At 70.4% G+C, this 20,426-nt stretch carries 19 protein-coding genes and 3 tRNA genes; 10 read left to right on the top strand and 12 right to left on the bottom strand.

The window, feature by feature from the left end; translation table 11 throughout:
• Nucleotides 1–66: 66 nt before the first annotated feature.
• Both bldC and AOK15_RS07560 read right to left on the bottom strand, forming a co-directional pair.
• Nucleotides 67–273 carry a developmental transcriptional regulator BldC gene (gene bldC, locus AOK15_RS07565; RefSeq protein ID WP_003949541.1) on the bottom strand — a complete coding sequence of 69 codons (207 nt, stop codon included), beginning with the start codon at nt 271–273 and terminating at the stop codon, nt 67–69.
• Between the two features lie 632 nt (nt 274–905).
• Entirely contained in the window at nt 906–1,748 is an 843-nt protein-coding gene (locus AOK15_RS07560; protein ID WP_055514078.1) for a DUF8083 family protein, read from the bottom strand.
• A 223-nt stretch (nt 1,749–1,971) separates the two neighbouring features.
• On the opposite strand from AOK15_RS07560, the gene AOK15_RS07555 reads away from it, so the two are divergent.
• A complete protein-coding gene (locus AOK15_RS07555) occupies nt 1,972–3,066 on the top strand; it encodes a Leu/Phe/Val dehydrogenase (protein ID WP_055514076.1) in 1,095 nt (364 codons plus the stop codon).
• A gap of 313 nt (nt 3,067–3,379) precedes the next feature.
• The gene (locus AOK15_RS07550) at nt 3,380–3,637 is read left to right on the top strand and encodes a DUF3073 domain-containing protein (RefSeq protein WP_055514074.1); all 258 of its coding nucleotides are present in this window, start codon (nt 3,380–3,382) and stop codon (nt 3,635–3,637) included.
• Between the two features lie 198 nt (nt 3,638–3,835).
• On the opposite strand, the gene purM is transcribed toward AOK15_RS07550, so the two are convergent.
• The 8 genes from purM to purS all read right to left on the bottom strand — a co-directional run bounded on the left by purM (nt 3,836) and on the right by purS (nt 12,914).
• Nucleotides 3,836–4,918, bottom strand: coding sequence for a phosphoribosylformylglycinamidine cyclo-ligase (purM, locus tag AOK15_RS07545; protein WP_055514072.1), 1,083 nt, complete (start codon nt 4,916–4,918; stop codon nt 3,836–3,838).
• A gap of 50 nt (nt 4,919–4,968) precedes the next feature.
• On the bottom strand, nt 4,969–6,495 hold the full coding sequence (gene purF, locus AOK15_RS07540) for an amidophosphoribosyltransferase (RefSeq protein ID WP_055514070.1): 1,527 nt from the start codon (nt 6,493–6,495) through the stop codon (nt 4,969–4,971).
• Between the two features lie 84 nt (nt 6,496–6,579).
• Nucleotides 6,580–7,404: an META domain-containing protein gene (locus tag AOK15_RS07535; protein ID WP_055514089.1), complete on the bottom strand. Its 825-nt coding sequence runs from the start codon at nt 7,402–7,404 to the stop codon at nt 6,580–6,582.
• Between the two features lie 55 nt (nt 7,405–7,459).
• Nucleotides 7,460–8,257, bottom strand: coding sequence for a maleylpyruvate isomerase family mycothiol-dependent enzyme (locus tag AOK15_RS07530; protein ID WP_055514068.1), 798 nt, complete (start codon nt 8,255–8,257; stop codon nt 7,460–7,462).
• Nucleotides 8,258–8,267: 10 nt separating this feature from the next.
• Nucleotides 8,268–9,545, bottom strand: coding sequence for a hypothetical protein (locus AOK15_RS07525; RefSeq protein WP_055514066.1), 1,278 nt, complete (start codon nt 9,543–9,545; stop codon nt 8,268–8,270).
• A gap of 173 nt (nt 9,546–9,718) precedes the next feature.
• Nucleotides 9,719–11,977 carry a phosphoribosylformylglycinamidine synthase subunit PurL gene (gene purL / locus AOK15_RS07520; protein WP_055514064.1) on the bottom strand — a complete coding sequence of 753 codons (2,259 nt, stop codon included), beginning with the start codon at nt 11,975–11,977 and terminating at the stop codon, nt 9,719–9,721.
• Nucleotides 11,974–12,654: a phosphoribosylformylglycinamidine synthase subunit PurQ gene (purQ, locus tag AOK15_RS07515; protein ID WP_055514062.1), complete on the bottom strand. Its 681-nt coding sequence runs from the start codon at nt 12,652–12,654 to the stop codon at nt 11,974–11,976. The genes purL and purQ overlap by 4 nt, the downstream gene beginning before the upstream one ends.
• Nucleotides 12,651–12,914 (bottom strand): phosphoribosylformylglycinamidine synthase subunit PurS, encoded by a 264-nt coding sequence (gene purS, locus AOK15_RS07510; protein WP_055514060.1) that lies wholly within the window; start codon nt 12,912–12,914, stop codon nt 12,651–12,653. Before purS ends, purQ begins: the two co-directional genes overlap by 4 nt.
• Nucleotides 12,915–13,255: 341 nt before the next feature.
• Here purS and AOK15_RS07505 point away from each other — a divergent pair, with 341 nt between their 5' ends.
• The 8 genes from AOK15_RS07505 to AOK15_RS07470 all read left to right on the top strand — a co-directional run bounded on the left by AOK15_RS07505 (nt 13,256) and on the right by AOK15_RS07470 (nt 18,145).
• A complete protein-coding gene (locus tag AOK15_RS07505; protein ID WP_055514058.1) occupies nt 13,256–13,573 on the top strand; it encodes a histone-like nucleoid-structuring protein Lsr2 in 318 nt (105 codons plus the stop codon).
• Between the two features lie 250 nt (nt 13,574–13,823).
• Nucleotides 13,824–13,895: transfer RNA gene (locus tag AOK15_RS07500), tRNA-Gly, on the top strand.
• 78 nt (nt 13,896–13,973) lie between these two features.
• Nucleotides 13,974–14,046 (top strand) — tRNA-Gly (locus tag AOK15_RS07495).
• 195 nt (nt 14,047–14,241) lie between these two features.
• Nucleotides 14,242–15,279 carry an ABC transporter ATP-binding protein gene (locus tag AOK15_RS07490; protein WP_079058359.1) on the top strand — a complete coding sequence of 346 codons (1,038 nt, stop codon included), beginning with the start codon at nt 14,242–14,244 and terminating at the stop codon, nt 15,277–15,279.
• A complete protein-coding gene (locus AOK15_RS07485; RefSeq protein ID WP_055514055.1) occupies nt 15,276–16,088 on the top strand; it encodes an ABC transporter permease in 813 nt (270 codons plus the stop codon). Before AOK15_RS07490 ends, AOK15_RS07485 begins: the two co-directional genes overlap by 4 nt.
• Nucleotides 16,089–16,100: 12 nt before the next feature.
• The gene (locus tag AOK15_RS07480) at nt 16,101–17,417 is read left to right on the top strand and encodes a sensor histidine kinase (protein WP_055514054.1); all 1,317 of its coding nucleotides are present in this window, start codon (nt 16,101–16,103) and stop codon (nt 17,415–17,417) included.
• Nucleotides 17,414–18,046, top strand: coding sequence for a response regulator transcription factor (locus AOK15_RS07475; RefSeq protein WP_180303690.1), 633 nt, complete (start codon nt 17,414–17,416; stop codon nt 18,044–18,046). The genes AOK15_RS07480 and AOK15_RS07475 overlap by 4 nt, the downstream gene beginning before the upstream one ends.
• Nucleotides 18,047–18,069: 23 nt before the next feature.
• A tRNA-Gly gene (locus tag AOK15_RS07470) sits at nt 18,070–18,145 on the top strand.
• 33 nt (nt 18,146–18,178) lie between these two features.
• On the opposite strand, the gene AOK15_RS07465 is transcribed toward AOK15_RS07470, so the two are convergent.
• Together AOK15_RS07465 and AOK15_RS07460 are read right to left on the bottom strand one after the other, a co-directional pair.
• Nucleotides 18,179–19,078, bottom strand: coding sequence for a phosphoribosylaminoimidazolesuccinocarboxamide synthase (locus AOK15_RS07465; protein ID WP_055514052.1), 900 nt, complete (start codon nt 19,076–19,078; stop codon nt 18,179–18,181).
• A 109-nt stretch (nt 19,079–19,187) separates the two neighbouring features.
• Nucleotides 19,188–20,426: N,N-dimethylformamidase beta subunit family domain-containing protein (locus AOK15_RS07460; RefSeq protein ID WP_055514050.1), on the bottom strand; the 1,239-nt coding region annotated here is incomplete at its 5' end.

Here is a 20,426-nt window from a genome sequence, read left to right as displayed (position 1 = left end):
TGAGCTGCGCTTTCAGGCGTCTCGGCCGATTGGGGGACCAGCCGAAATGCCCTGTTCTGCGATGGTTCAGGCCTCGCTGCGCTGCTGCGGAATACCCGCGAGCAGTGCGCGGACCTCAGCCTCGCGGTAACGGCGATGTCCGCCGAGCGTGCGGATGGACGTGAGCTTGCCGGCCTTCGCCCACCGCGTGACCGTCTTGGGGTCGACGCGGAACATGGTGGCGACCTCAGCCGGGGTCAGCAGCGGCTCGGCATCAGGGGTGCGAGCGGTCATGAGCGGCCTCCTCGGGAGAACCGAACCTTCTCGGTTCTTTCCTCTAAATTCTGCACCTTGACCCGCGTTGCCCGAAATGGCGGACGCGAGTCGAGTCGGTTATAGGACGAACGGCTTGTCCTCGGCACTACAACTACACCATCTGTCCAGCCGCGTCGGCCAAACCGATGGAATTGCCCTCCCAGGTGTTCATCAGCGACGGATGCCGATGGACCATGCCATAGCGGACAGTCACGCCACTGTGACGATCAGTCACAGTGGCGCGCAGGAGTCACGAGACCCCCCAATAGCGTGCAATGCTGAGATTCCACCCAAAGACGGGCAGAGGGAGCCTCCCCCGGACTCCTTGTCCTATTTTGGCATGAGGAGGTGCGTAAGAGGCAAGGCCCGCGTAAGTGCAATCCGTCACGCTTGGCGCCTGCTTGATACAAAAGCCCGGATCGGGGACCTACGTCCCATGATGACGCCCGAGTGGAACTTCGGTGCGTCAAGCCTGGGCCAAGGGTGGACAGTTCACCATGCTTCGGCCTCCATGGAAAGCCTTTTCCCATCCGCCCCACAAGTCACAACTACGGGTGGGGCGTTGAGCTGGTTCAACCGGTTCTGCCCGGTACGGCTCACCGAACGGCGGTTCAGTTGGCGGAGCGCCGGTCCCGTACCGCCCGCCACCGCTCGACCAGCCGCCCGTACGCCTCCCCGGCGGCCAGGCCGTCGCCGTTGCGCAGGGCCTCGATGCCCTCGGCGACATCCGCGGCGGAGTGGTCACCGTCCAGCTCCTCCGCCGGCAGGACGTGCACGAGACCGCCGTAGTCCAGCTCCACGAACGAGCGCGGGTGGAACTCCTCCAGCCAGCGGCCCACGTCGACCAGGCCGTCGATCAGCGGCCCCTCGTCGAGGGCCTCGCGCAGCGCCCTGAGCCCCCGCGCCACCCGCCGCCGGGCCTGCACCATGGGCGTGCGATAGCGAAGCACGGGTGAGTTCTCGGCCGAACCCTTCTCATAGGTGCGCTCGTCGTCCGAGACGAGGACGAACCAGTTCAGCGGCACGTGCCAGGTCGAGGTGCGGATCCATGGACGGGCGTCGGGGTTGCGGGCCATCCAGCGCTCGTAGTCCTGGCCGGCCTGCCGGCGCACCAGCGGCGGCAGCACCGCGTCCAGCAGCGGCGCGGGCAGCTCCTCGGCGAGATCACCCAGCGCCAGCCAGCCGCGCAGCCGGGTGCGCCAGGGGCAGACACAGACCACCCCGTCCACCTCGAGCACGAAGGCGTCACCGCTCTCGTGGACCGGCACCGGGATCGGCGGCGTGGGCAGCAGATCGGCCAGCGACCGCCGCAGCTCGTCCTGGTAGGAGGGGCGCTCGACGCGGCCGGCGTACCGGGTCCAGTGGGTGCGCTCCGGCTCCGGGAAGGCGGCCAGCGGCTCGTACACGCGGAGGTACGACGCGTACGGGACGATCACCGAGGACACCTTGGGCACGCCTGCTCCCTCCCCCGCCGACCACCGGGGAAACCTGCGGAACCCGCCCATCGGCGGGCCGGAAAACTGTGCGGATCACACCACGGTCGTACTCCAGGAGTGGGTGATCCTGAAGCTCCGCCGCTCCAGAGCGGCCGTGAGGCTCTAACCTCATGCTCACAGCCCCCGCCACCCGTACGGGAAGCTGGAACCAACCGCCGCTTCTTACCCAGGAGTCACCACAGTGACCGACGTATCTGACGGCGTCCTGCACACCCTGTTCCACTCGGACCAGGGCGGTCACGAGCAAGTCGTGCTCTGCCAGGACCGGGCCAGTGGCCTCAAGGCCGTCATCGCCCTCCACTCCACCGCGCTGGGCCCCGCCCTCGGCGGCACCCGCTTCTACCCGTACGCCACCGAGGCCGAGGCCGTCGCCGACGCCCTGAACCTCGCGCGCGGGATGTCCTACAAGAACGCCATGGCCGGGCTCGACCACGGCGGCGGCAAGGCCGTCATCATCGGCGACCCCGACCGGATCAAGAGCGAGGAGCTGCTCCTCGCCTACGGGCGGTTCGTGGCCTCGCTCGGCGGCCGGTACGTGACCGCGTGCGACGTCGGCACCTATGTCGCCGACATGGACGTGGTGGCCCGCGAGTGCCGCTGGACCACGGGCCGCTCCCCCGAGAACGGCGGCGCCGGCGACTCCTCCGTGCTCACCGCCTTCGGGGTCTACCAGGGCATGCGGGCCTCCGCCCAGCATCTCTGGGGCGATCCCACGCTGCGTGACCGCAAGGTCGGTATCGCCGGCGTCGGCAAGGTCGGCCACCACCTCGTCGAGCACCTGCTGGCCGAGGGCGCCGAGGTCGTCGTCACGGATGTGCGCGAGGACGCCGTGCGGCGGATCCTCGACCGCCACCCCGAGGGCGTCACCGCCGTCGCCGACACCGACGCGCTGATCCGCGTGGAGGGGCTCGACATCTACGCCCCGTGCGCGCTCGGCGGAGCGCTGAACGACGACTCGGTGCCTGTGCTCACCGCCAAGGTGGTGTGCGGCGCGGCCAACAACCAGCTCGCCCACCCCGGTGTCGAGAAGGACATCGCGGACCGCGGGATCCTCTACGCGCCGGACTACGTGGTGAACGCCGGCGGCGTCATCCAGGTCGCCGACGAACTCCATGGGTTCGACTTCGAGCGATGCAAGGCGAAGGCGTCGAAGATCTTCGACACCACGCTGGCAATATTCGCACGTGCGAAGACGGATGGGATTCCGCCGGCTGCCGCGGCCGACAGGATCGCCGAGCAGCGGATGCAGGAGGCGGCCGCCGCACGCGGACGCTGAGGTTCCGCGGGCACGCCCGCGCGAGGGTCGCACGACAGGGCCCGGTACCCGCCGACGGCTTTAGAGAGAACTCTCACTTCCGTCGGCGGGTCGCCCGCCAAGAAACGGTTAAAATCGCGGTTGACCAGCGGGGAAAGGGCTCCTCGCAGGTTCTGGGCACGGGCACGTCCTGCGGGCGACGTACCGTATGGGCGCGGGCTCAGGTACCGTGGAAGCCCTACGGACCGGTCTCTCCACGGAGAGCCCGTTCTAGAACATGAACGCGTGTCAAGACTCTGGGGCCGTCGAGCCCCGTCACCGAGGGGGTCGAGCCATGGGGCGCGGCCGGGCCAAGGCCAAGCAGACGAAGGTCGCCCGCCAGCTGAAGTACAACAGCGGTGGGACTGACCTGTCGCGTCTGGCCAGCGAGCTGGGCGCATCGACTTCGAGCCAGCCTCCGAACGGCGAACCGTTCGAGGACGACGAGGACGACGACGACCCGTACGCGCGGTACGCGGAGTTGTACAACTCCGACGATGAGGACGATGAGGACGACGGGTCAGGTCCCGCGTCCCGTCGCCGTGGGGCTTGACCGTCCAGCTGCGCTTCACCCGGTCCGAGCGGATTACGCCGGACCGGGTTTTGTGCGGTTGCGCTCCGCTTGAGGGGCCGGGCGCCTTATAGCTCGGGGGTCACTGTGCGTCGGCGGCTGCGGCTTTCGTCGTGGCTGGTCGCGCAGTTCCCCGCGCCCCTTCAGGCGGCTTCGCCGCCTTCGGGGGCGCGGTCGGCGTCAGCCTCGGGCGTAGTCGTTGACCAGTTCCGCGCCCGTGGTGTGGGTGTCCCGGTCGGTGATCTCGCCTGCCAGCCAGGCCTCGACGCCTCGGTCCGCCAAGGTCGTCAGGGCCACGTCCGCCGACTCCTGGGGGACGATGGCGATCATGCCCACGCCCATGTTCAGGGTCTTCTCCAGCTCCAGGCGTTCGACCTGGCCCGTCCGGCCGACGAGGTCGAACACGGGAGCCGGGGTCCATGTGGAGCGGTCGACCGTCGCGTGCAGGTGGTCGGGGATGACGCGGGCCAGGTTGGCCGCGAGCCCGCCGCCCGTGACATGGCTGAAGGCGTGGACCTCCGTGGTGCGGGTCAGGGCCAGGCAGTCCAGCGAGTAGATCTTGGTGGGCTCCAGGAGCTCCTCGCCGAGGGTGCGGTCGAACTCGGCGATCTGCGCGTCCAGGGAGAGCCCAGCCTGGTTCAGCAGGACATGCCGGACGAGCGAGTACCCGTTCGAGTGAAGGCCGGAGGACGCCATGGCGATCACCGCGTCACCCTTACGGATGCGATCCGGGCCGAGCAGGTGCTCCGCCTCGACCACGCCCGTACCGGCGCCCGCGACGTCGAAGTCGTCCGGGCCGAGGAGGCCGGGGTGCTCGGCCGTCTCGCCGCCGACGAGGGCGCAGCCGGCGAGGACACAGCCCTCCGCGATGCCCTTGACGATGGCGGCGACCCGCTCCGGGTGGACCTTGCCGACGCAGATGTAGTCGGTCATGAACAGCGGTTCGGCGCCGCAGACCACGATGTCGTCCATGACCATCGCGACCAGGTCGTGGCCGATGGTGTCGTAGACGCCCAGCTGGCGGGCGATGTCCACCTTGGTGCCGACGCCGTCCGTGGCGGAGGCCAGCAGGGGGCGCTCGTAGCGCTTGAGGGCGGAGGCGTCGAAGAGGCCGGCGAAACCGCCGAGGCCGCCGAGGACCTCGGGGCGCTGCGTCTTCTTGACCCATTCCTTCATGAGCTCGACGGCGCGGTCGCCCGCCTCTATGTCGACGCCCGCGGCGGCGTAGCTGGCGCCGCCCTCGGCGATGGGGGTCTCAGACATGGCTGATGAGAACCTTCGTGTCGTACTGCGGGTGAGCAGGGGGCGGCGGACTACGGGCGACGGATCGCGTCGGCCGCGGCCGTGGCGGCGGGCCCGGCGGCCAGCTCGGTCTCCAGGAGCTGCTTGCCGAGGAGCTCGGGGTCCGGCAGCTCCATCGGGTACTCGCCGTCGAAGCAGGCACGGCAGAGGTTCGGCTTGGCGATCGTGGTCGCCTCGATCATGCCGTCGATGGAGATGTACGCCAGGGAGTCGGCGCCCAGGGACGTGCCGATCTCGTCGATCGTCATGCCGTTGGCGATGAGCTCGGCGCGGGTGGCGAAGTCGATGCCGAAGAAGCAGGGCCACTTCACGGGCGGGGACGAGATCCGGATGTGGACCTCGGCCGCCCCGGCCTCGCGGAGCATCCGGACCAGTGCGCGCTGGGTGTTGCCGCGGACGATCGAGTCGTCGACGACCACCAGCCGCTTGCCCCTGATGACTTCCTTCAGCGGGTTCAGCTTCAGCCGGATACCGAGCTGGCGGATCGTCTGCGAGGGCTGAATGAACGTACGTCCGACGTACGCGTTCTTCACCAGACCCGCACCGAACGGGATGCCCGAGGCCTCCGCGTAGCCGATGGCGGCCGGGGTGCCGGATTCCGGGGTCGCTATGACCAGATCCGCCTCGACGGGGGCTTCCTTGGCCAGCTTCCGGCCCATCTCCACACGGGAGAGGTACACGTTCCGGCCGGCGATGTCGGTGTCCGGGCGGGCCAGGTACACATACTCGAAGACGCAGCCCTTGGGCTTCGCTTCCGCGAAGCGGGAACTGCGCAGTCCGTTCTCGTCGATGGCGATGAACTCGCCGGGCTCGATCTCGCGGACGTAGGAGGCGCCACAGATGTCGAGAGCGGCGGACTCGGAGGCGACGACCCAGCCGCGCTCCAGCCGGCCGAGGACCAGCGGACGGATGCCCTGCGGGTCGCGCGCGGCGTAGAGGGTGTGCTCGTCCATGAAGACGAGGGAGAAGGCTCCGCGGACCTGCGGGAGGACCGCGTGGGCCCCCTCCTCGATCGTCAGCGGCTTGCCGTCCTCGTCGACCTGGGCCGCGAGGAGCGCGGTGAGCAGGTCGGTGTCGTTGGTCGCCGCGACACGCGGCGTACGGCCCTCCTGCTTGGGCAGGTCGGCGACCATCTCGGCGAGCTGGGCCGTGTTGACCAGGTTGCCGTTGTGGCCGAGGGCGATGGAGCCGTGCGCGGTGGCACGGAACGTGGGCTGGGCGTTCTCCCAGACGGAGGCGCCGGTGGTCGAGTAGCGGGCGTGACCGACCGCGATGTGACCCTGGAGGGAACCGAGCGAGGTCTCGTCGAAGACCTGGGACACGAGGCCCATGTCCTTGAAGACGAGGATCTGGGAGCCATTGCTGACCGCGATACCCGCGGATTCCTGGCCCCGATGCTGGAGGGCGTAGAGCCCGAAGTACGTGAGCTTGGCGACCTCTTCGCCCGGGGCCCAGACACCGAAGACGCCACACGCGTCCTGGGGGCCTTTCTCGCCGGGGAGAAGGTCGTGGTTGAGTCGTCCGTCACCACGTGGCACGCCACCGAGTGTAGGCGAGATCGCGCACCGGTCCGAATCCGCTGATCTCGCCCACCGTCGGTCCCGACTGCGCGCCGCCACATGTCACTTGTCGGCGACCGCACCGACACCCAGGCCGTTTTCCCTGGTCAGCGTGATACTGCGGTGATCGATCCGATACTCCACCGTGCCCTTGAAGAGGCCGAGGATGGTCCGCTCGGCGGCCATGAGTGAGTCGGAGCACATCTTGCGGGTGGTGCGCGCGTGGCCGAGGGTGATCTCGCCCTTGCTCACCGTCGCCTCCGCGGAGACCTCGTTGCAGCCGAGGCTGCCGCTGAGGGTGCCCTTCTTCTTGTCGAAGGTGAACCAGGCCTTGCCGTCGGCCTCCTCGGGCAGGGACTGGGCGACGTCGTGGTCCATGAGCGAGTCGACACGCCACTTGGTGCCGTACAGCTCGGCGGGCTTCTCCTCGCTGAGCCGCACGGTGTCGCCGTCGGCCGCGGTGAGGGTGAGACCGCCGTCGGCGGCCTTGGCCTTGAACGTCCCGGTGTCGAGGGTGCGGGAGAAGCGTTCCTCGAACTTCATCGGGGCGTCGCCGCAGGCCATCTCGGTGGACCGGGCGGTCTCGAAGTCGACGGAGTCGTCCTTGAAGTCGGCGGTCGAGCCGAAGGTGTTGCAGCCGTAGTTGCCGTTGACCTCGCCGTTGTCGTCGATCTTCAGATAGGCGCCGTCGGGGGCCTTGGTGGTCTTCCCGTCCACGGTGAGGCTGTCGACCGTCCAGTGGACCCCGGTGACCGACTCCTTGGCGCCAGGTCCCACGGAGTCGCTGCCGGCGCCGGTACCGGACTCGGTGCCGCAGGCCGCGAGGAGCGGGAACAGGGTCAGGGCCGCGAGGGGCAGGGCGGTGCGGGTCAGTCGCTGCATGTCCATGCCGGTGGGACGGGTGAGGTGCGTGGGCGGTTCCACCTGGTTGTTCGCGGGCGGTTCAGCTCAGCAGGGGAAGCAGTGCGCTCAGATCGGCCCGTTCCCCGCTGGCGCTGACCTTCGCCTCGTCGAGGGCCGTCGCCCACTCCAGGCGGCCGGTGGCCAGGCGGACCCAGGTCAGCGGGTCGGTCTCGACGACGTTCGGCGGGGTGCCGCGCGTGTGCCTCGGCCCCTCCACGCACTGCACGACGGCGTACGGCGGGATCCGCACCTCCGTCGAGCCGCCGGGGGCCCGCGCGGCGAGGGTGTCGGCGAGCAGCCGGACGCAGGTGGCGAGGGCGTGGCGGTCGAAGGGCAGGTCGAGGCCGGGGACGGCGGCGTTCAGGTCGTCGGTGTGGACGACGAGTTCGACGGTGCGGGTGACCAGGTGGTCGGCGAGCGACACGGCGCCGGCGCGGGTGTCGACGATCCGGTCGTGCGGGGTGGCGGCGAGCCGCTCGGTGATCCGGCGCTCCGTCTCGGCGTAGAGGGCGCCGAGGTCCGGGTGGGCCTCGGCCAGGGCGTGGCTGCCCTCGGCGATGGCGTCGGCGAACGGGGCGGTGGCCGCGCCGTAGTCGAGGGGCCCGAACTCGGCCTTCGCCGGTTCGGGCCGGTCCAGGGCCCGGCTCACGCTCTCCACGGCCATGGTGAGGTGCGCGGCCAGGTCCCGTACGGTCCACTCCCCGAGCCGGGTGGGCAGCGCGAGCTGCTCCGGGCCGAGGGCGGTCACGCCCTCTCGTACGGTCGCGAACTGGGCCAGCACGGCCTTGCGGGTCTTGGCGGGGTCGTAGGCGCGGGGGCGTTTCCTGGCCGGGGGCATGGTGGGGAGCCTATGCGGAGGGGAGGTCGGAGCGGCTGGGGAACGTGACGTTCTCGCAGTCCCGGGCGGCGGTGACGTGGTCGACGTAGGACCGGAACTGGGCGCGGAGGCGGGGTCCTGCCACGTCCGCGTACGAGGTGCTGACGCTGAGGGTGTGGACGGCGGGCTCGCCGTCGCAGGTGGAGGAGGCCCACCAGACGGAGCCGGAGAACTGGCCGGCCGTACCGGGTTCTATGCGGCTGCCGCGGTCGCCGAAGGCCGTCGGCGTGACCTCACGGGCCTCGTCGCCGAAGAAGGAGTCGGTCTGGAGGTGCCACGGGGAGTCGTCCAGCACATCGTCGAGGTCGGGGACGCTCTCCCCGGACAGGGTCGGCCACGCCCGCTTCACACGGGTCGGGCTCGCCGCGAGCAGGCAGGTCTCCTTGAAGCTGTGCTCGCCGGCCGGTGAGGCGAGCGCCCGGTCGGGGAGGCGGAGGTCGTCCCCCTCGGCGCGCAGGAAGTCGGCGTACCAGCGGCAGGAGCCCTCCGCCGACGCGGCCGCCTTCAGCCCGATGTCCGGGATCCAGAGGCGGGCGAAGGCGACAGGGAGCCGCTGCCCGGGGGTGCAGTCGAAGTGGGCGGCCGCCTCGTACGCGGCGTCGGCGGCCAGCTCGATGAGAGTCAGGCGGTCCGTGAAGGAGATGTCGTCGTAGTCGGCCTTGGTCCGTACGTTCACCGAGGTGATGTCGTTCTTCGGTTTCTCGCAGGTGACCTTGAAGGAGACGCTGTCGTCGTTGTAGTGCCCGAGCCGTCCGTCGTCCTCGCCCGGGTTGTCCAGGGGGTAGTCGGGTGAGTGGTCCGCCCGGCGGGTCACGTCGACGGGGGTGGGTGCGGTGAGGTCGGAGCGGGACTGCTGATGGAACGGGTGGACCGCCGCACCGACGACGTTGGTCTCCCACTCGGCCGGGTTCGTCCAGACCTCCATCTCGAAGTGCCCGTACGTCGTCCCCGGCTCGCCCACCCGGTAGATCACACAGCGGCCCGGCGTCGTGTCCTTCGTGAACCACTGGGTGGCGTCGCTGCCCTGGACGGCGCGGGCCGTGCCGCCGTGGAGCCCCAGCACCCGGTCCGGGTCCGCGAGCCCCGCGCAGGCGTCGGTGATCCGCGCCCGGCTGGCCTGCCGGTCCCGGTGCTCCTCCGCCTCCAGCCACACCGCCCAGCCGCTCAGGGCGAGGCCCGCCACGGCCGTGAGGGCGACGCAGCGGTTGAAGGTGTCGCGCAGGCGGCCGCCCCGGGCGGGAAACCTCACGCGCTCGCGTGCGCCCTCAGGTGTTCCCACCGCTCCCCCGTACCGACTTCTCGCACCTGGTTCCCCGTGAATCCCAGGTCCTTCGACGCTAACACCGGCCACTGACAGCGCCCGTACGAAGGCCCCGCCCGGAGCAGCCGGGCGGGGCCGAAGTGCCGTACGGCGGAGGGGGCTTACGCCAGCAGCGCCGGGATCGTGCCCTCGTGCGCGGTGCGGAGCTCCTCCAGGGTGAGGGTGAACTCGCCCTGGATGTCGACGGTGTCGCCGTCGACGACGCCGATGCGGGTGACCGGCAGGCCCCGGGCGCCGCACATGTCGTTGAAGCGGACCTCCTCCGAGCGGGGGACGGCCACGACGGCGCGGCCGGCCGACTCGGAGAGCAGGAAGGTGAAGGCGTCCAGACCGTCGGGGACGATCAGGCGGGCGCCCTTACCGCCGAGCAGGGCCGACTCGACGACCGCCTGGATGAGGCCGCCGTCGGACAGGTCGTGCGCGGAGTCGATCATGCCGTCGCGGGAGGCGGAGATCAGGATCTCGGCCAGCAGACGCTCACGCTCCAGGTCGACCTGCGGGGGCAGGCCGCCGAGGTGGTCGTGGACGACCTGGGACCAGGCCGAGCCGCCGAACTCCTCACGGGTGTCGCCGAGGAGGTAGAGCAGCTGCCCCTCCTCCTGGAAGGCGACCGGCGTGCGCCGGGCCACGTCGTCGATGACGCCGAGGACGGCCACGACCGGGGTCGGGTGGATGGCGACCTCGCCCGTCTGGTTGTAGAGCGAGACGTTGCCGCCGGTCACCGGGGTGCCCAGCTGCTGGCAGGCGTCCGCCAGACCGCGGACGGCCTCCGCGAACTGCCACATGACCGCCGGGTCCTCGGGCGAGCCGAAGTTCAGACAGTCGGAGACGGCGAGCGGCTTGGCACCGGTGGTGGCGACATTGCGGTACGCCTCCGCCAGGGCCAGCTGCGCACCGTGGTACGGGTCCAGCTTGGCGTAGCGGCCGTTGCCGTCGGTGGCGATGGCGACGCCGAGGCCGGTCGACTCGTCGACGCGGATCATGCCCGAGTCCTCGGGCTGGGCCAGCACCGTGTTGCCCTGCACGAAGTGGTCGTACTGGGAGGTGATCCAGGACTTCGAGGCCTGGTTCGGGGAGGCGACCAGCTTCAGGACCTGCTCGCGCAGTTCCTCGCTGGTCTCCGGCCGGGGCAGCTTGTTGGCGTCGTCCGCCTGGAGCGCGTCCTGCCAGTCGGGACGGGCGTAGGGGCGCTCGTAGACCGGGCCGTCGTGGGCGACCGTGCGCGGGTCGACGTCGACGATCTTGCCGCCGTGCCAGAAGATCTCCAGGCGGTCGCCGTCGGTCACCTCACCGATGACGGTGGCGATGACGTCCCACTTGTCGCAGATCTCCAGGAAGCGGTCGACCTTGTCGGGCTCGACGACCGCGCACATCCTTTCCTGCGACTCGCTCATCAGGATCTCCTCGGGGGAGAGCGTCGAGTCACGCAGGGGGACGTCGTCGAGGGTGACGCGCATGCCGCCGGAGCCGTTCGACGCCAGCTCGCTCGTCGCGCAGGACAGGCCCGCCGCGCCGAGGTCCTGGATGCCGACGACCAGCTTCTCCTTGAAGGCCTCCAGGGTGCACTCGATGAGGAGCTTCTCCTGGAAGGGGTCGCCGACCTGGACGGCCGGGCGCTTGGAGGGCTTGGCGTCGTCGAAGGTCTCGGAGGCCAGGATGGAGGCGCCGCCGATGCCGTCGCCGCCCGTGCGGGCCCCGTAGAGGATGACCTTGTTGCCCGCGCCGGAGGCCTTCGCGAGGTGGATGTCCTCGTGCCGCATGACGCCGATGGCGCCGGCGTTGACCAGCGGGTTGCCCTGGTAGCAGGCGTCGAAGACGACCTCGCCGCCGATGTTCGGCAGGCCCAGGCAGTTGCCGTAGCCGCCGATGCCGGCGACGACGCCGGGCAGGACGCGCTTGGTGTCGGGGTGGTCGGCCGCGCCGAACCGCAGCGGGTCGACGACGGCGACGGGGCGGGCGCCCATCGCGATGATGTCGCGCACGATGCCGCCGACGCCCGTGGCCGCGCCCTGGTAGGGCTCGACGTACGAGGGGTGGTTGTGCGACTCGACCTTGAAGGTGACCGCGTAGCCCTGGCCGACGTCGACGACGCCCGCGTTCTCACCGATGCCGACGAGGAGGGCGTCCGACTGCGGGGCCTTCTCGCCGAACTGGCGCAGGTGCACCTTGGAGGACTTGTACGAGCAGTGCTCGGACCACATGACGGAGTACATGGCCAGCTCCGCGCCGGTGGGGCGGCGGCCGAGGATCTCGACGACCCTCTCGTACTCGTCCTTCTTCAGGCCCAGTTCGGCCCAGGGCAGCTCGACGTCGGGGGTCGCGGCCGCGTGCTCGACCGTGTCCAGAGGCGTCCGGCTCATGCGTTGACCAGCTTCTTGAGGATCGAGGTGAAGAAGGGGAGGCCGTCGGTGCGGCCGGTGCCGATGAGCGGCTCCACGGCGTGCTCCGGGTGCGGCATCAGGCCCACGACGTTGCCGGCCTCGTTGGTGACGCCGGCGATGTCCCGCTGAGAGCCGTTGGGGTTGAAGTCGAGGTAGCGGAACGCGACCCGGCCCTCGGCCTCCAGCTGGTCGAGGGTGTACTCGTCGGCGACGTACTGCCCGTCGTTGTTCTTCAGCGGGATGTGGATCTCCTGGCCGGCCGTGTAGTCGGTGGTCCAGGACGTCTCGGCGTTCTCCACCCGCAGCTTCTGGTCGCGGCAGATGAAGTGCAGGTGGTCGTTGCGCAGCATCGTGCCGGGCAGGAGGTGGGCCTCGGTCAGGATCTGGAAGCCGTTGCAGATGCCGAGGACCGGCAGTCCGGCCTTCGCCTGCTCGATGAGGGTCTCCATCACCGGCGAGAAGCGCGCGATGGCTCCGGCGCGCAGATAGTCGCCGTAGGAGAAACCACCGCACAGCACCACGGCGTCGACCTGGTGGAGGTCCTTGTCCTTGTGCCACAGGGCGACGGGCTCGGCGCCCGCCAGCCGGATCGCGCGCTGGGTGTCCCGGTCGTCGAGGCTGCCGGGAAAAGTGACGACGCCAATACGTGCGGTCACTTTCCTGCCTCCACGACTTCCTCCACCTTCACGGTGAAGTCTTCGATCACGGTGTTGGCGAGGAAGGATTCCGCCAGTTCATGGATGCGGGCGAGCGCGGCGTCGTCCACCGGTCCGTCCACTTCCAGTTCGAATCGCTTTCCCTGACGTACGTCGGAGACGCCCTCGAAACCGAGGCGCGGCAGCGCGCGCTGCACCGCCTGGCCCTGGGGGTCGAGGATCTCCGGCTTGAGCATGACGTCGACTACGACGCGTGCCACTGGCACTCCCGGTGTGTGGTGCTGAGCAGGTCCCTTCAGACTACCCGCACAAAATTTCTACGCGAGTAGATTCGTAGGAATCTACAGACATTCCAGGTGATGGCGGTCACGATCCGGTATCGGGTGATCCTCTTCGTGAAAACTTCCGGGAAAGATCCCCCGACCCTATTGCGCGACGGACACGCCAGCGGATTAAGTCTGTCTTCACAATGCAATGCGGGGCCCTGTACAAATGAATTGGCAATAGCCGATACTTTGCCCAATTAACCGCCGGACAGACGACATCACCGGGACGTAAGGGCACGTCAGCGGAGAGATGTCACACGAAGGGACCGATATTCGTGGCGCAGCGTGTCGTGGTCACTCTCTCCGACGACATCGACGGCTCGGAAGCGGCGGAGACGATCGCCTTCGGACTCGACGGCAAGTCGTACGAGATCGACCTCAACGAGGCCAACGCCGAGAAACTGCGTGAGGCGCTCGCGCCCTACGTGGAGGCCGGGCGGAAGCGGTCGAGGTCGGGCAAGGCCTACAAGCAGACCCAGGTGGCCCCGGACCCCGCGGCCGTCCGCGCCTGGGCCATGGCCAACAAGCTGGAGGTCCCGGCCCGCGGCCGGATCCCCAAGAAGGTCTACGAGGCGTTCGCCGACGCCCAGTGAGCCGGGGCGGGTGAGCCGCGCCGGACGAGCAGGGCCGGACGAGGCCGTCGGGTGAGCCGGGCGGGGTGAGGCGCGGCGGGTGTGCCGTGTCGGGGCCCTGCCGGGCCGGTCCTCAGTGTCCGTCAGCGGACCCTGAGGGCGGCGGACTTGGCCCCCGGCGGGAACCGACTTGCGTTGCACCCCTGCGGATCAGCTAGAGTCTGGAGCACGCCGAGGGGCAAGGCCGAAAGGCCCGGCTCACCGGAGTCACGCGGGTGTAGTTCAGTAGCAGAACATCCCTCTTCCAGGGGGAAGGCGCAGTGTGCAATTCCTGTCACCCGCTCTGATCACTTACCAACCATCCTTCTGGATCAGGTAATGTGGTCTGCGCGCCGATCGGTGGGAGCCGGTCGGAGGCAATGCGGACGTAGCTCAGTTGGTAGAGCGCAACCTTGCCAAGGTTGAGGTCGCGAGTTCGAGCCTCGTCGTCCGCTCTTGAATCAAGACCCCGGTCCACTGGACCGGGGTCTTCTGCGTTCCCGGATCTTCTGCGTTCCCAGATCTTCGGGCTTCCCGGTCACCTGGGTTCCGGCTCATCCCGGTTCCCCGACCTTCCCCCTGACATTTGTCATGCCGACCGATGACAGCGCGCACTGCTCCGCGGCCCCCGCCGCCGGGACGCTGGAAGCATGAAAACGAACGGGCACGAGGACGTGATCGAGGTCACCGACCTGCGGCGCGTGTACGGGGGCGGTTTCGAAGCCGTACGGGGAATCACCTTCTCCGTGCGCCGGGGCGAACTCTTCGCCCTTCTGGGCACCAATGGCGCCGGCAAGACCTCCACGGTCGAACTGCTGGAGGGCCTGGCCCCGACGTCCGGCGGACGTGTGCGGATCCTCGGCCACGACCCGTACACCGAGCGCGCGGCCGTCCGGCCCCGCATCGGCGTCATGCTCCAGGAAGGCGGCTTCCCCTCCGAGCTGACCGTCGCCGAGACGGTCAGGATGTGGGCGGGCTGCACCAGCGGCGCACGGCCCGTCGGAGAGGCCCTGGAGATCGTCGGACTCGGGCGCCGGGCCGGCGTACGGGTCAAGCAGCTGTCCGGCGGCGAGAAGCGGCGCCTGGACCTCGCCCTCGCGCTCCTCGGCCGCCCCGAGGTGCTCTTCCTCGACGAGCCGACCACCGGCCTCGACGCCGAGGGCCGCCAGGACACCTGGGCGCTCGTCCGCGACCTGCGCGACCAGGGCACGACCGTGCTCCTCACCACCCACTACCTGGAGGAGGCGGAAGGGCTCGCCGACCGGCTCGCCATCCTCCACGAGGGAAGCGTCGCCGCGACCGGCACCCCGGCCGAGGTGACCGCATCCCAGCCGTCCCGGATCTCCTTCGAACTGCCCGACGGCTACTTCCTCGGCGACCTGCCGCCCCTCGGCGAGCTGGGCGTCACCGGGCACTACGTCGAAGGACGCGCGGTGGTGCTGCGCACCAAAGAGCTCCAGCGGGCCGCCACCGGAGTGCTGCTCTGGGCGGAGCGGGCCCAGGTCGAACTCCGGCGGCTCGAAGTGCGGTCGGCCTCGCTGGAGGAGGCGTTCCTGCGCATCGCGCGGGAGACGGCGGCCCGTACCGGTACGGGGGCCGGTACGGGCACGGGGGCCGGTACGGGCACGGTTGCGGACGACAAGGCGCTGACGGGCACGAAGGCGCGCAAGGACGGGGTGAGCGCATGAGCACCATGACCGACACCGGCACCGGCACCGGCACCGGCACCGGCCGGACGACCCTGAAGGGCCGGATGACCGCGCTAGCCCGCGCCGAGCTGACCCTCCTCGGGCGCAGCCGGGCCACGCTGGTCACCGCCGTGCTGGTGCCTCTGCTGCTCCCGCTCAGCGTGCGGTCGGCGACCGACCAGATGGACCTGGACGAGGTGGGGCTCAGCGTCGGCACGGTCATGCTGCCCGCCGCCGTCGGCTTCTCCCTGCTGTTCGCGGTGTACGCCGCCCTCACCAACATCTACGTCGTCCGCCGCGAGGAGCTGGTGCTCAAGCGGCTGCGGACCGGGGAGCTGCGGGACCCGGAGATCCTGGTCGGGGCCGCGCTGCCGGCCGTCGGCATCGGGTTCACGCAGTGCGTGCTCCTCGCCATCGGCTGCACGGTCCTGCTGGACCTCGGGGCGCCGCCCGCACCGCACCTCGCCGTGCTGGGCGTGCTGTTGGGGATCGTGCTGTGCGTGGCGCTCGCCGCGGTGACGGCGAGCTTCAGCCGTACCGCCGAGAGCGCGCAGGTGACCAGCCTGCCGGTGATGTTCGTCTCGCTGCTCGGCTCCGGGGTCACCGTCCCGCTCGAAGTGCTGCCCGACCGGGTGGCGTCCGTCTGCGAGCTGCTGCCGCTCTCCCCTGTCATCACGCTGGTGCGCGGCGGCTGGACCGGCGACCTCACCGCGTACGAGGCGCTGGGGGCCGTCGCCACCGCTCTGGCCTGGACCGTGGTAGCGGTGTTTGCTGTACGACGGTGGTTCCGCTGGGAGCCGCGCCGATGAGGGGAGTTGGCCATGCGGGGGCCCAGGGCATGGTGGCAGGGGAAGAGCACACCGGCGAAGGTGGAGACGTACACCCGGTGGTCGTTCTACTCGTTCCCGCTGATCGAGGTCGCCACGTTCGGGCTGCCGGTGCTGGGGCAGGTTCCGATGCCGCAGGCGGGCTGGCTGTTCGCGCTGCTCGCCGGGCACGGGGCGCTGGGCGCGCTGACCGGGGCCCGGGCCCTCGACTGGGTGCGGGACGTCCGTGACCAGCCGCTCCGGCTGATGTGGGCGTTCGCGGTGTTCAGCGGGGTGGTCGGGATCGTCCTGTGCGCGTTGGTCGGCCGGGTGGGCGACGACGAGACGGACGCCGCGCTGGGCGGGATGTTCGCCGGCGTCATGGTCTTCGGCATCGGCATGATCACGCTCGGCGTACGCAGGCGGCGGAGCGCGCTGTACCTGAGCGGAGGCTGCGCGGCGGGATCCGCGGTCCTGAGCCTGGTCGCGGGCGTCAGCGCGTCCGAGGCGCTGGCCGCGGCGATCGCCGTGCTGATCGGGACCTCGTTCTTCGCCTTCACCTCCGTCTTCTCCGTCTGGCTCCTCAAGTCCGTCTACGAACTCGACGAGGCCCGCGAGACCCGCGCCCGGCTCGCCGTCGCCGAGGAACGGCTCCGCTTCGGACGCGATCTGCACGACGTGATCGGACGCAACCTCGCGGTCATCGCCCTCAAGAGCGAGCTGGCCGTCCAGCTGGCCCGCCGCGAACGACCCGAGGCCGTCGACCAGATGATCGAGGTCCAGCGGATCGCGCAAGAATCGCAGCGCGAGGTCCGGGACGTCGTACGCGGCTATCGCGAAGCGGACCTCGGCGTCGAACTCGCCGGTGCGCAGGGCGTCCTGGAGGCGGCCGGCATCGTGTGCTCGGTCGACCGGGCGGACACCGCCGGGCTGCCCGGCGAGGTGCAGTCCGCGCTCGCCTGGGTGGTGCGCGAGGGGACGACGAACGTGCTGCGGCACGGGAACGCCGGGCAGTGCACGGTGGTGTTGGAAGTGACGGAGGGGCAGGTGGTGCTGACCGTGGAGAACGACGGGATACGGGCGGCCGACGGGGACGGGGAGCGCACGGTGGCGGGTGTCGCGGAGCGTTCCGCCGGGGCCGGGTCCGGGCTCGCCGGGCTGCGGGAGCGGCTCGCGATCGTGGACGGGACGCTGGAGGCGGGACCGGTGGACGGGGAGGCCTTCCGGGTGGTGGCCCGGGTGCCGCTGGCGCCGGAGACCGCTCCGGGTCCGGTCCCCGGGAGCGTCGCGGTCACCTCCGCGGCGGGCGCCGTGCGGGAGGTCGCGTCGTGACGGCCGTACCCGAGGCGGGGCGGCCCGTGCGGCTGCTGCTCGCCGACGACGAGCATCTGATCCGGGGGGCGCTGGCCGCGCTGCTCGCCCTGGAGGACGACCTGCTGGTGGTCGCCGAGGCGGCGAGCGGACCGGAGGCGCTGGCGATGGCCCGGGCGCACGAGCCGGACGTGGCCGTCCTCGATCTGCAGATGCCGGGGGCGGACGGTGTGAGGGTGGCCACATCGCTGCGGGCGGAGCTGCCCGGCTGCCGGGTGCTGATCGTCACCGGTCACGGCCGGCCGGGGCATCTGAAGCGGGCGCTCGAGGCGGGTGTGCGCGGGTTCGTACCGAAGACGGTCAGTGCTCAGCGGCTGGCGGAGATCATTCGTACCGTGCATGCGGGAAACCGTTACGTCGACCCCGAGTTGGCCGCCGACGCGATCTCCTCCGGGGACTCGCCGCTCACCGCCCGCGAGGCGGAGGTGCTGGAGCTGGCCGCCGACGGGGCGCCCGTCGTGGAGATCGCCGAGCGGGCCGCGCTGTCCCAGGGGACCGTACGGAACTATCTGTCGTCGGCCGTGTCCAAGCTCGGGGTGGAGAACCGGCACGCGGCGGTGCGGCTCGCACGGGAGCGAGGTTGGGTATAGTTGCTCTCGCGCCACGGCGCACTGCGGACGTAGCTCAGTTGGTAGAGCGCAACCTTGCCAAGGTTGAGGTCGCGAGTTCGAGCCTCGTCGTCCGCTCCAGTCAAGGCCCCCGGTTCCCCGGGGGCCTTTCGCTTACGCCCAGCGCGCGCCTGTCAGACGCTCGTACGCCTCCACGTACTTGGCGCGGGTGGCGGCGACGATCTCCTCCGGGAGCGGCGGCGGGGGCTGCTCGCTCGCCCGGTCCCAGCCCGACTCGGCGGACGTCAGCCAGTCACGGACGAACTGTTTGTCGAAGGACGGCTGGGCACGGCCCGGCTCCCACTGGTCGGCGGGCCAGAAGCGGGACGAGTCGGGCGTGAGGACCTCGTCGGCGAGGACCAGGGTGTCGCCCTCGTAGCCGAACTCGAACTTGGTGTCGGCGAGGATGATGCCCCGGTCACGGGCGATGGAGCGGGCGCGGCTGTACACGACGAGAGTCGTCTGACGCAGCTGGGCGGCGGTCTCCGCGCCGACCTGGCGGGCGACCTCCTCGTAGCTGACGTTCTCGTCGTGCTCGCCGACGGCGGCCTTGGTGGCCGGGGTGAAGATCGGCGCGGGCAGCTCCGAGCCGTCGACCAGGCCCTCGGGCAGGGCGAGGCCGCAGACCGTACGGCTCTGCCTGTACTCGACGAGACCCGAACCGGTGAGGTAGCCGCGGGCGACCGCCTCCACCGGGACCATCCGCAGGGACTTGCAGACGAGGGTGCGGCCGGCCCAGTCTGCGGGGGCGCCCTCGGGCAGTTCGGTGCTCAGGACGTGGTTGGGGACCAGGTCGGCGAGCTGGTCGAACCACCACAGGGACAGCTGCGTGAGGACGCGCCCCTTGTCGGGGATCTCGGTCGGCAGCACCCAGTCGAACGCGGACGTTCGGTCGCTGGCGACCATCACGAGGTCGCCCGCCTCGTTCTGGTACAGCTCGCGCACCTTGCCGGTGTGCAGGTGCACCAGGCCCGGAACCTGGATCGGCTCGGGCTTTTCTACGAATCCGGACACGGTTCCTCCCCGTGGTGATGTCCAAGTGGCTCGATTGTCCCGTATCGAGACGACCGGTCTGGGCCAGGGGTGCCGGTGAGGGGGTTCGGGCGCGTTGCCGCCGACGGTCTCAGTCCCGTTTGCAGATGCGGTCCAGGAGGTTGGCCGTGGCCCGCTGGATACGGGTGTCGACGTGCCCGGGGCGGTCCAGGGCGGGGGACCAGGCGAACGTTCCCGATGCGAAGACCCAGGCGCCGGAGGGGGCTCGGTAGAGGGAGGTCTCCTGGTGGCGGAGGACACCCTCCGGGTCCCGGTAGGGGGAGTGGGCGAGGAGGATGCGGCCCTGGTGCTCGGGGAGCGCGGTGCGGGGGAAGTAGCGGTCGGCCTCGCCGGCGACCATGCCGCGCAGCTCATCGCCCTCGTGGGCGCCGGTCGCGTCCCAGAGCCAGTGGTCGGCGTTGCGCACGACCAGGGGGTGGGGTTCGGGGACCCGGCCCTCGTACTGGATGCCCATCAACTGCTGCTCGGGGCGGTCGATTTCGCGCCACAGTGCGGGCTTTCCGGGGCCCCGGCGTTTTCGGCAGGTGAGGAGCCGGTCGGGGACACCGGACGGGGACGGGCCCAACTCCACCTGCCAGTACATGGTGTTGGAGGAGAGGAACACCAGGGAGATCCCGCTGTCCCGGGCGGTCTCGGCGGTACGGCGCATCTGCGGCGACCAGTACTCGTCGTGGCCCGGGAAGACCAGCCCCCGGTAGCGGGTGGGGTCGACGCGGCCGGAGTGCAGGTCGCGGGCGTCGGCGTAGGCGATGTCGTAGCCGTAGCGCTCGGCCCAGCGGATGAAGTCGTAGGCGTGGCCCACATGGAGGGGCAGGCCCGCGCCGGCGTACGGGCGGTCGAAGGAGACGGTGGTCGCGGCGTGGGACTCGCCGAGCAGTCGGCCGTCCTCGTCCCAGGCGTGGTAGAAGCTGGCGCCGGTGCGGCCGTCCTCCGGGTACAGGTTGTACGCCTGCCACGTGATGTCGGGCATCAGGAGCAGCAGGTCGGCGGGCTGGTCGTCGCGGACGGTGAACGGCACGTGGGAGCGGTAGCCGTCGGCGGTGGTCAGGACCGCCACGTACGCGCCGATGTTCCAGTAGCTCGGGATCTGCAGCCGCCACGACAGCCACCAGTGGTGGCAGGAGACCGTGCGGTCGGCGGTCAGGGGCGGCGGCTGGACGATGCCGGAGAGACGAGGGCTGGTGGTGATCTTCGCGGCGCCGTCGCCGCCGTAGTGGCCGACGCGGTAGATGTCGACGGCGAATTCCTGGGGCGGGTCCACGGTGATGTGGAAGTCGATGGACTCGCCGGGGGCGGCGGCGCCGGTCGC

The organism is Streptomyces ossamyceticus (genome assembly GCF_001418475.1).
In the GTDB taxonomy this organism is placed as follows: domain Bacteria; phylum Actinomycetota; class Actinomycetes; order Streptomycetales; family Streptomycetaceae; genus Streptomyces; species Streptomyces ossamyceticus.
This window is presented reverse-complemented; position numbering and strand designations above follow the sequence as displayed.

Bases quoted from the DNA above. Each gene is read 5' to 3' on its own strand.
- AOK15_RS07550 (WP_055514074.1), top strand. From the start codon at position 3,380: ATGGGGCGCGGCCGGGCCAAGGCCAAGCAGACGAAGGTCGCCCGCCAG.
- AOK15_RS07485 (WP_055514055.1), top strand. From the start codon at position 15,276: ATGAGCACCATGACCGACACCGGCACCGGCACCGGCACCGGCACCGGC.
- AOK15_RS07535 (WP_055514089.1), bottom strand. From the start codon at position 7,404: ATGGACATGCAGCGACTGACCCGCACCGCCCTGCCCCTCGCGGCCCTG.
- AOK15_RS07480 (WP_055514054.1), top strand. From the start codon at position 16,101: ATGCGGGGGCCCAGGGCATGGTGGCAGGGGAAGAGCACACCGGCGAAG.
- purL (WP_055514064.1), bottom strand. From the start codon at position 11,977: ATGAGCCGGACGCCTCTGGACACGGTCGAGCACGCGGCCGCGACCCCC.
- AOK15_RS07490 (WP_079058359.1), top strand. From the start codon at position 14,242: ATGAAAACGAACGGGCACGAGGACGTGATCGAGGTCACCGACCTGCGG.
- AOK15_RS07530 (WP_055514068.1), bottom strand. From the start codon at position 8,257: ATGCCCCCGGCCAGGAAACGCCCCCGCGCCTACGACCCCGCCAAGACC.
- purM (WP_055514072.1), bottom strand. From the start codon at position 4,918: ATGTCTGAGACCCCCATCGCCGAGGGCGGCGCCAGCTACGCCGCCGCG.
- bldC (WP_003949541.1), bottom strand. From the start codon at position 273: ATGACCGCTCGCACCCCTGATGCCGAGCCGCTGCTGACCCCGGCTGAG.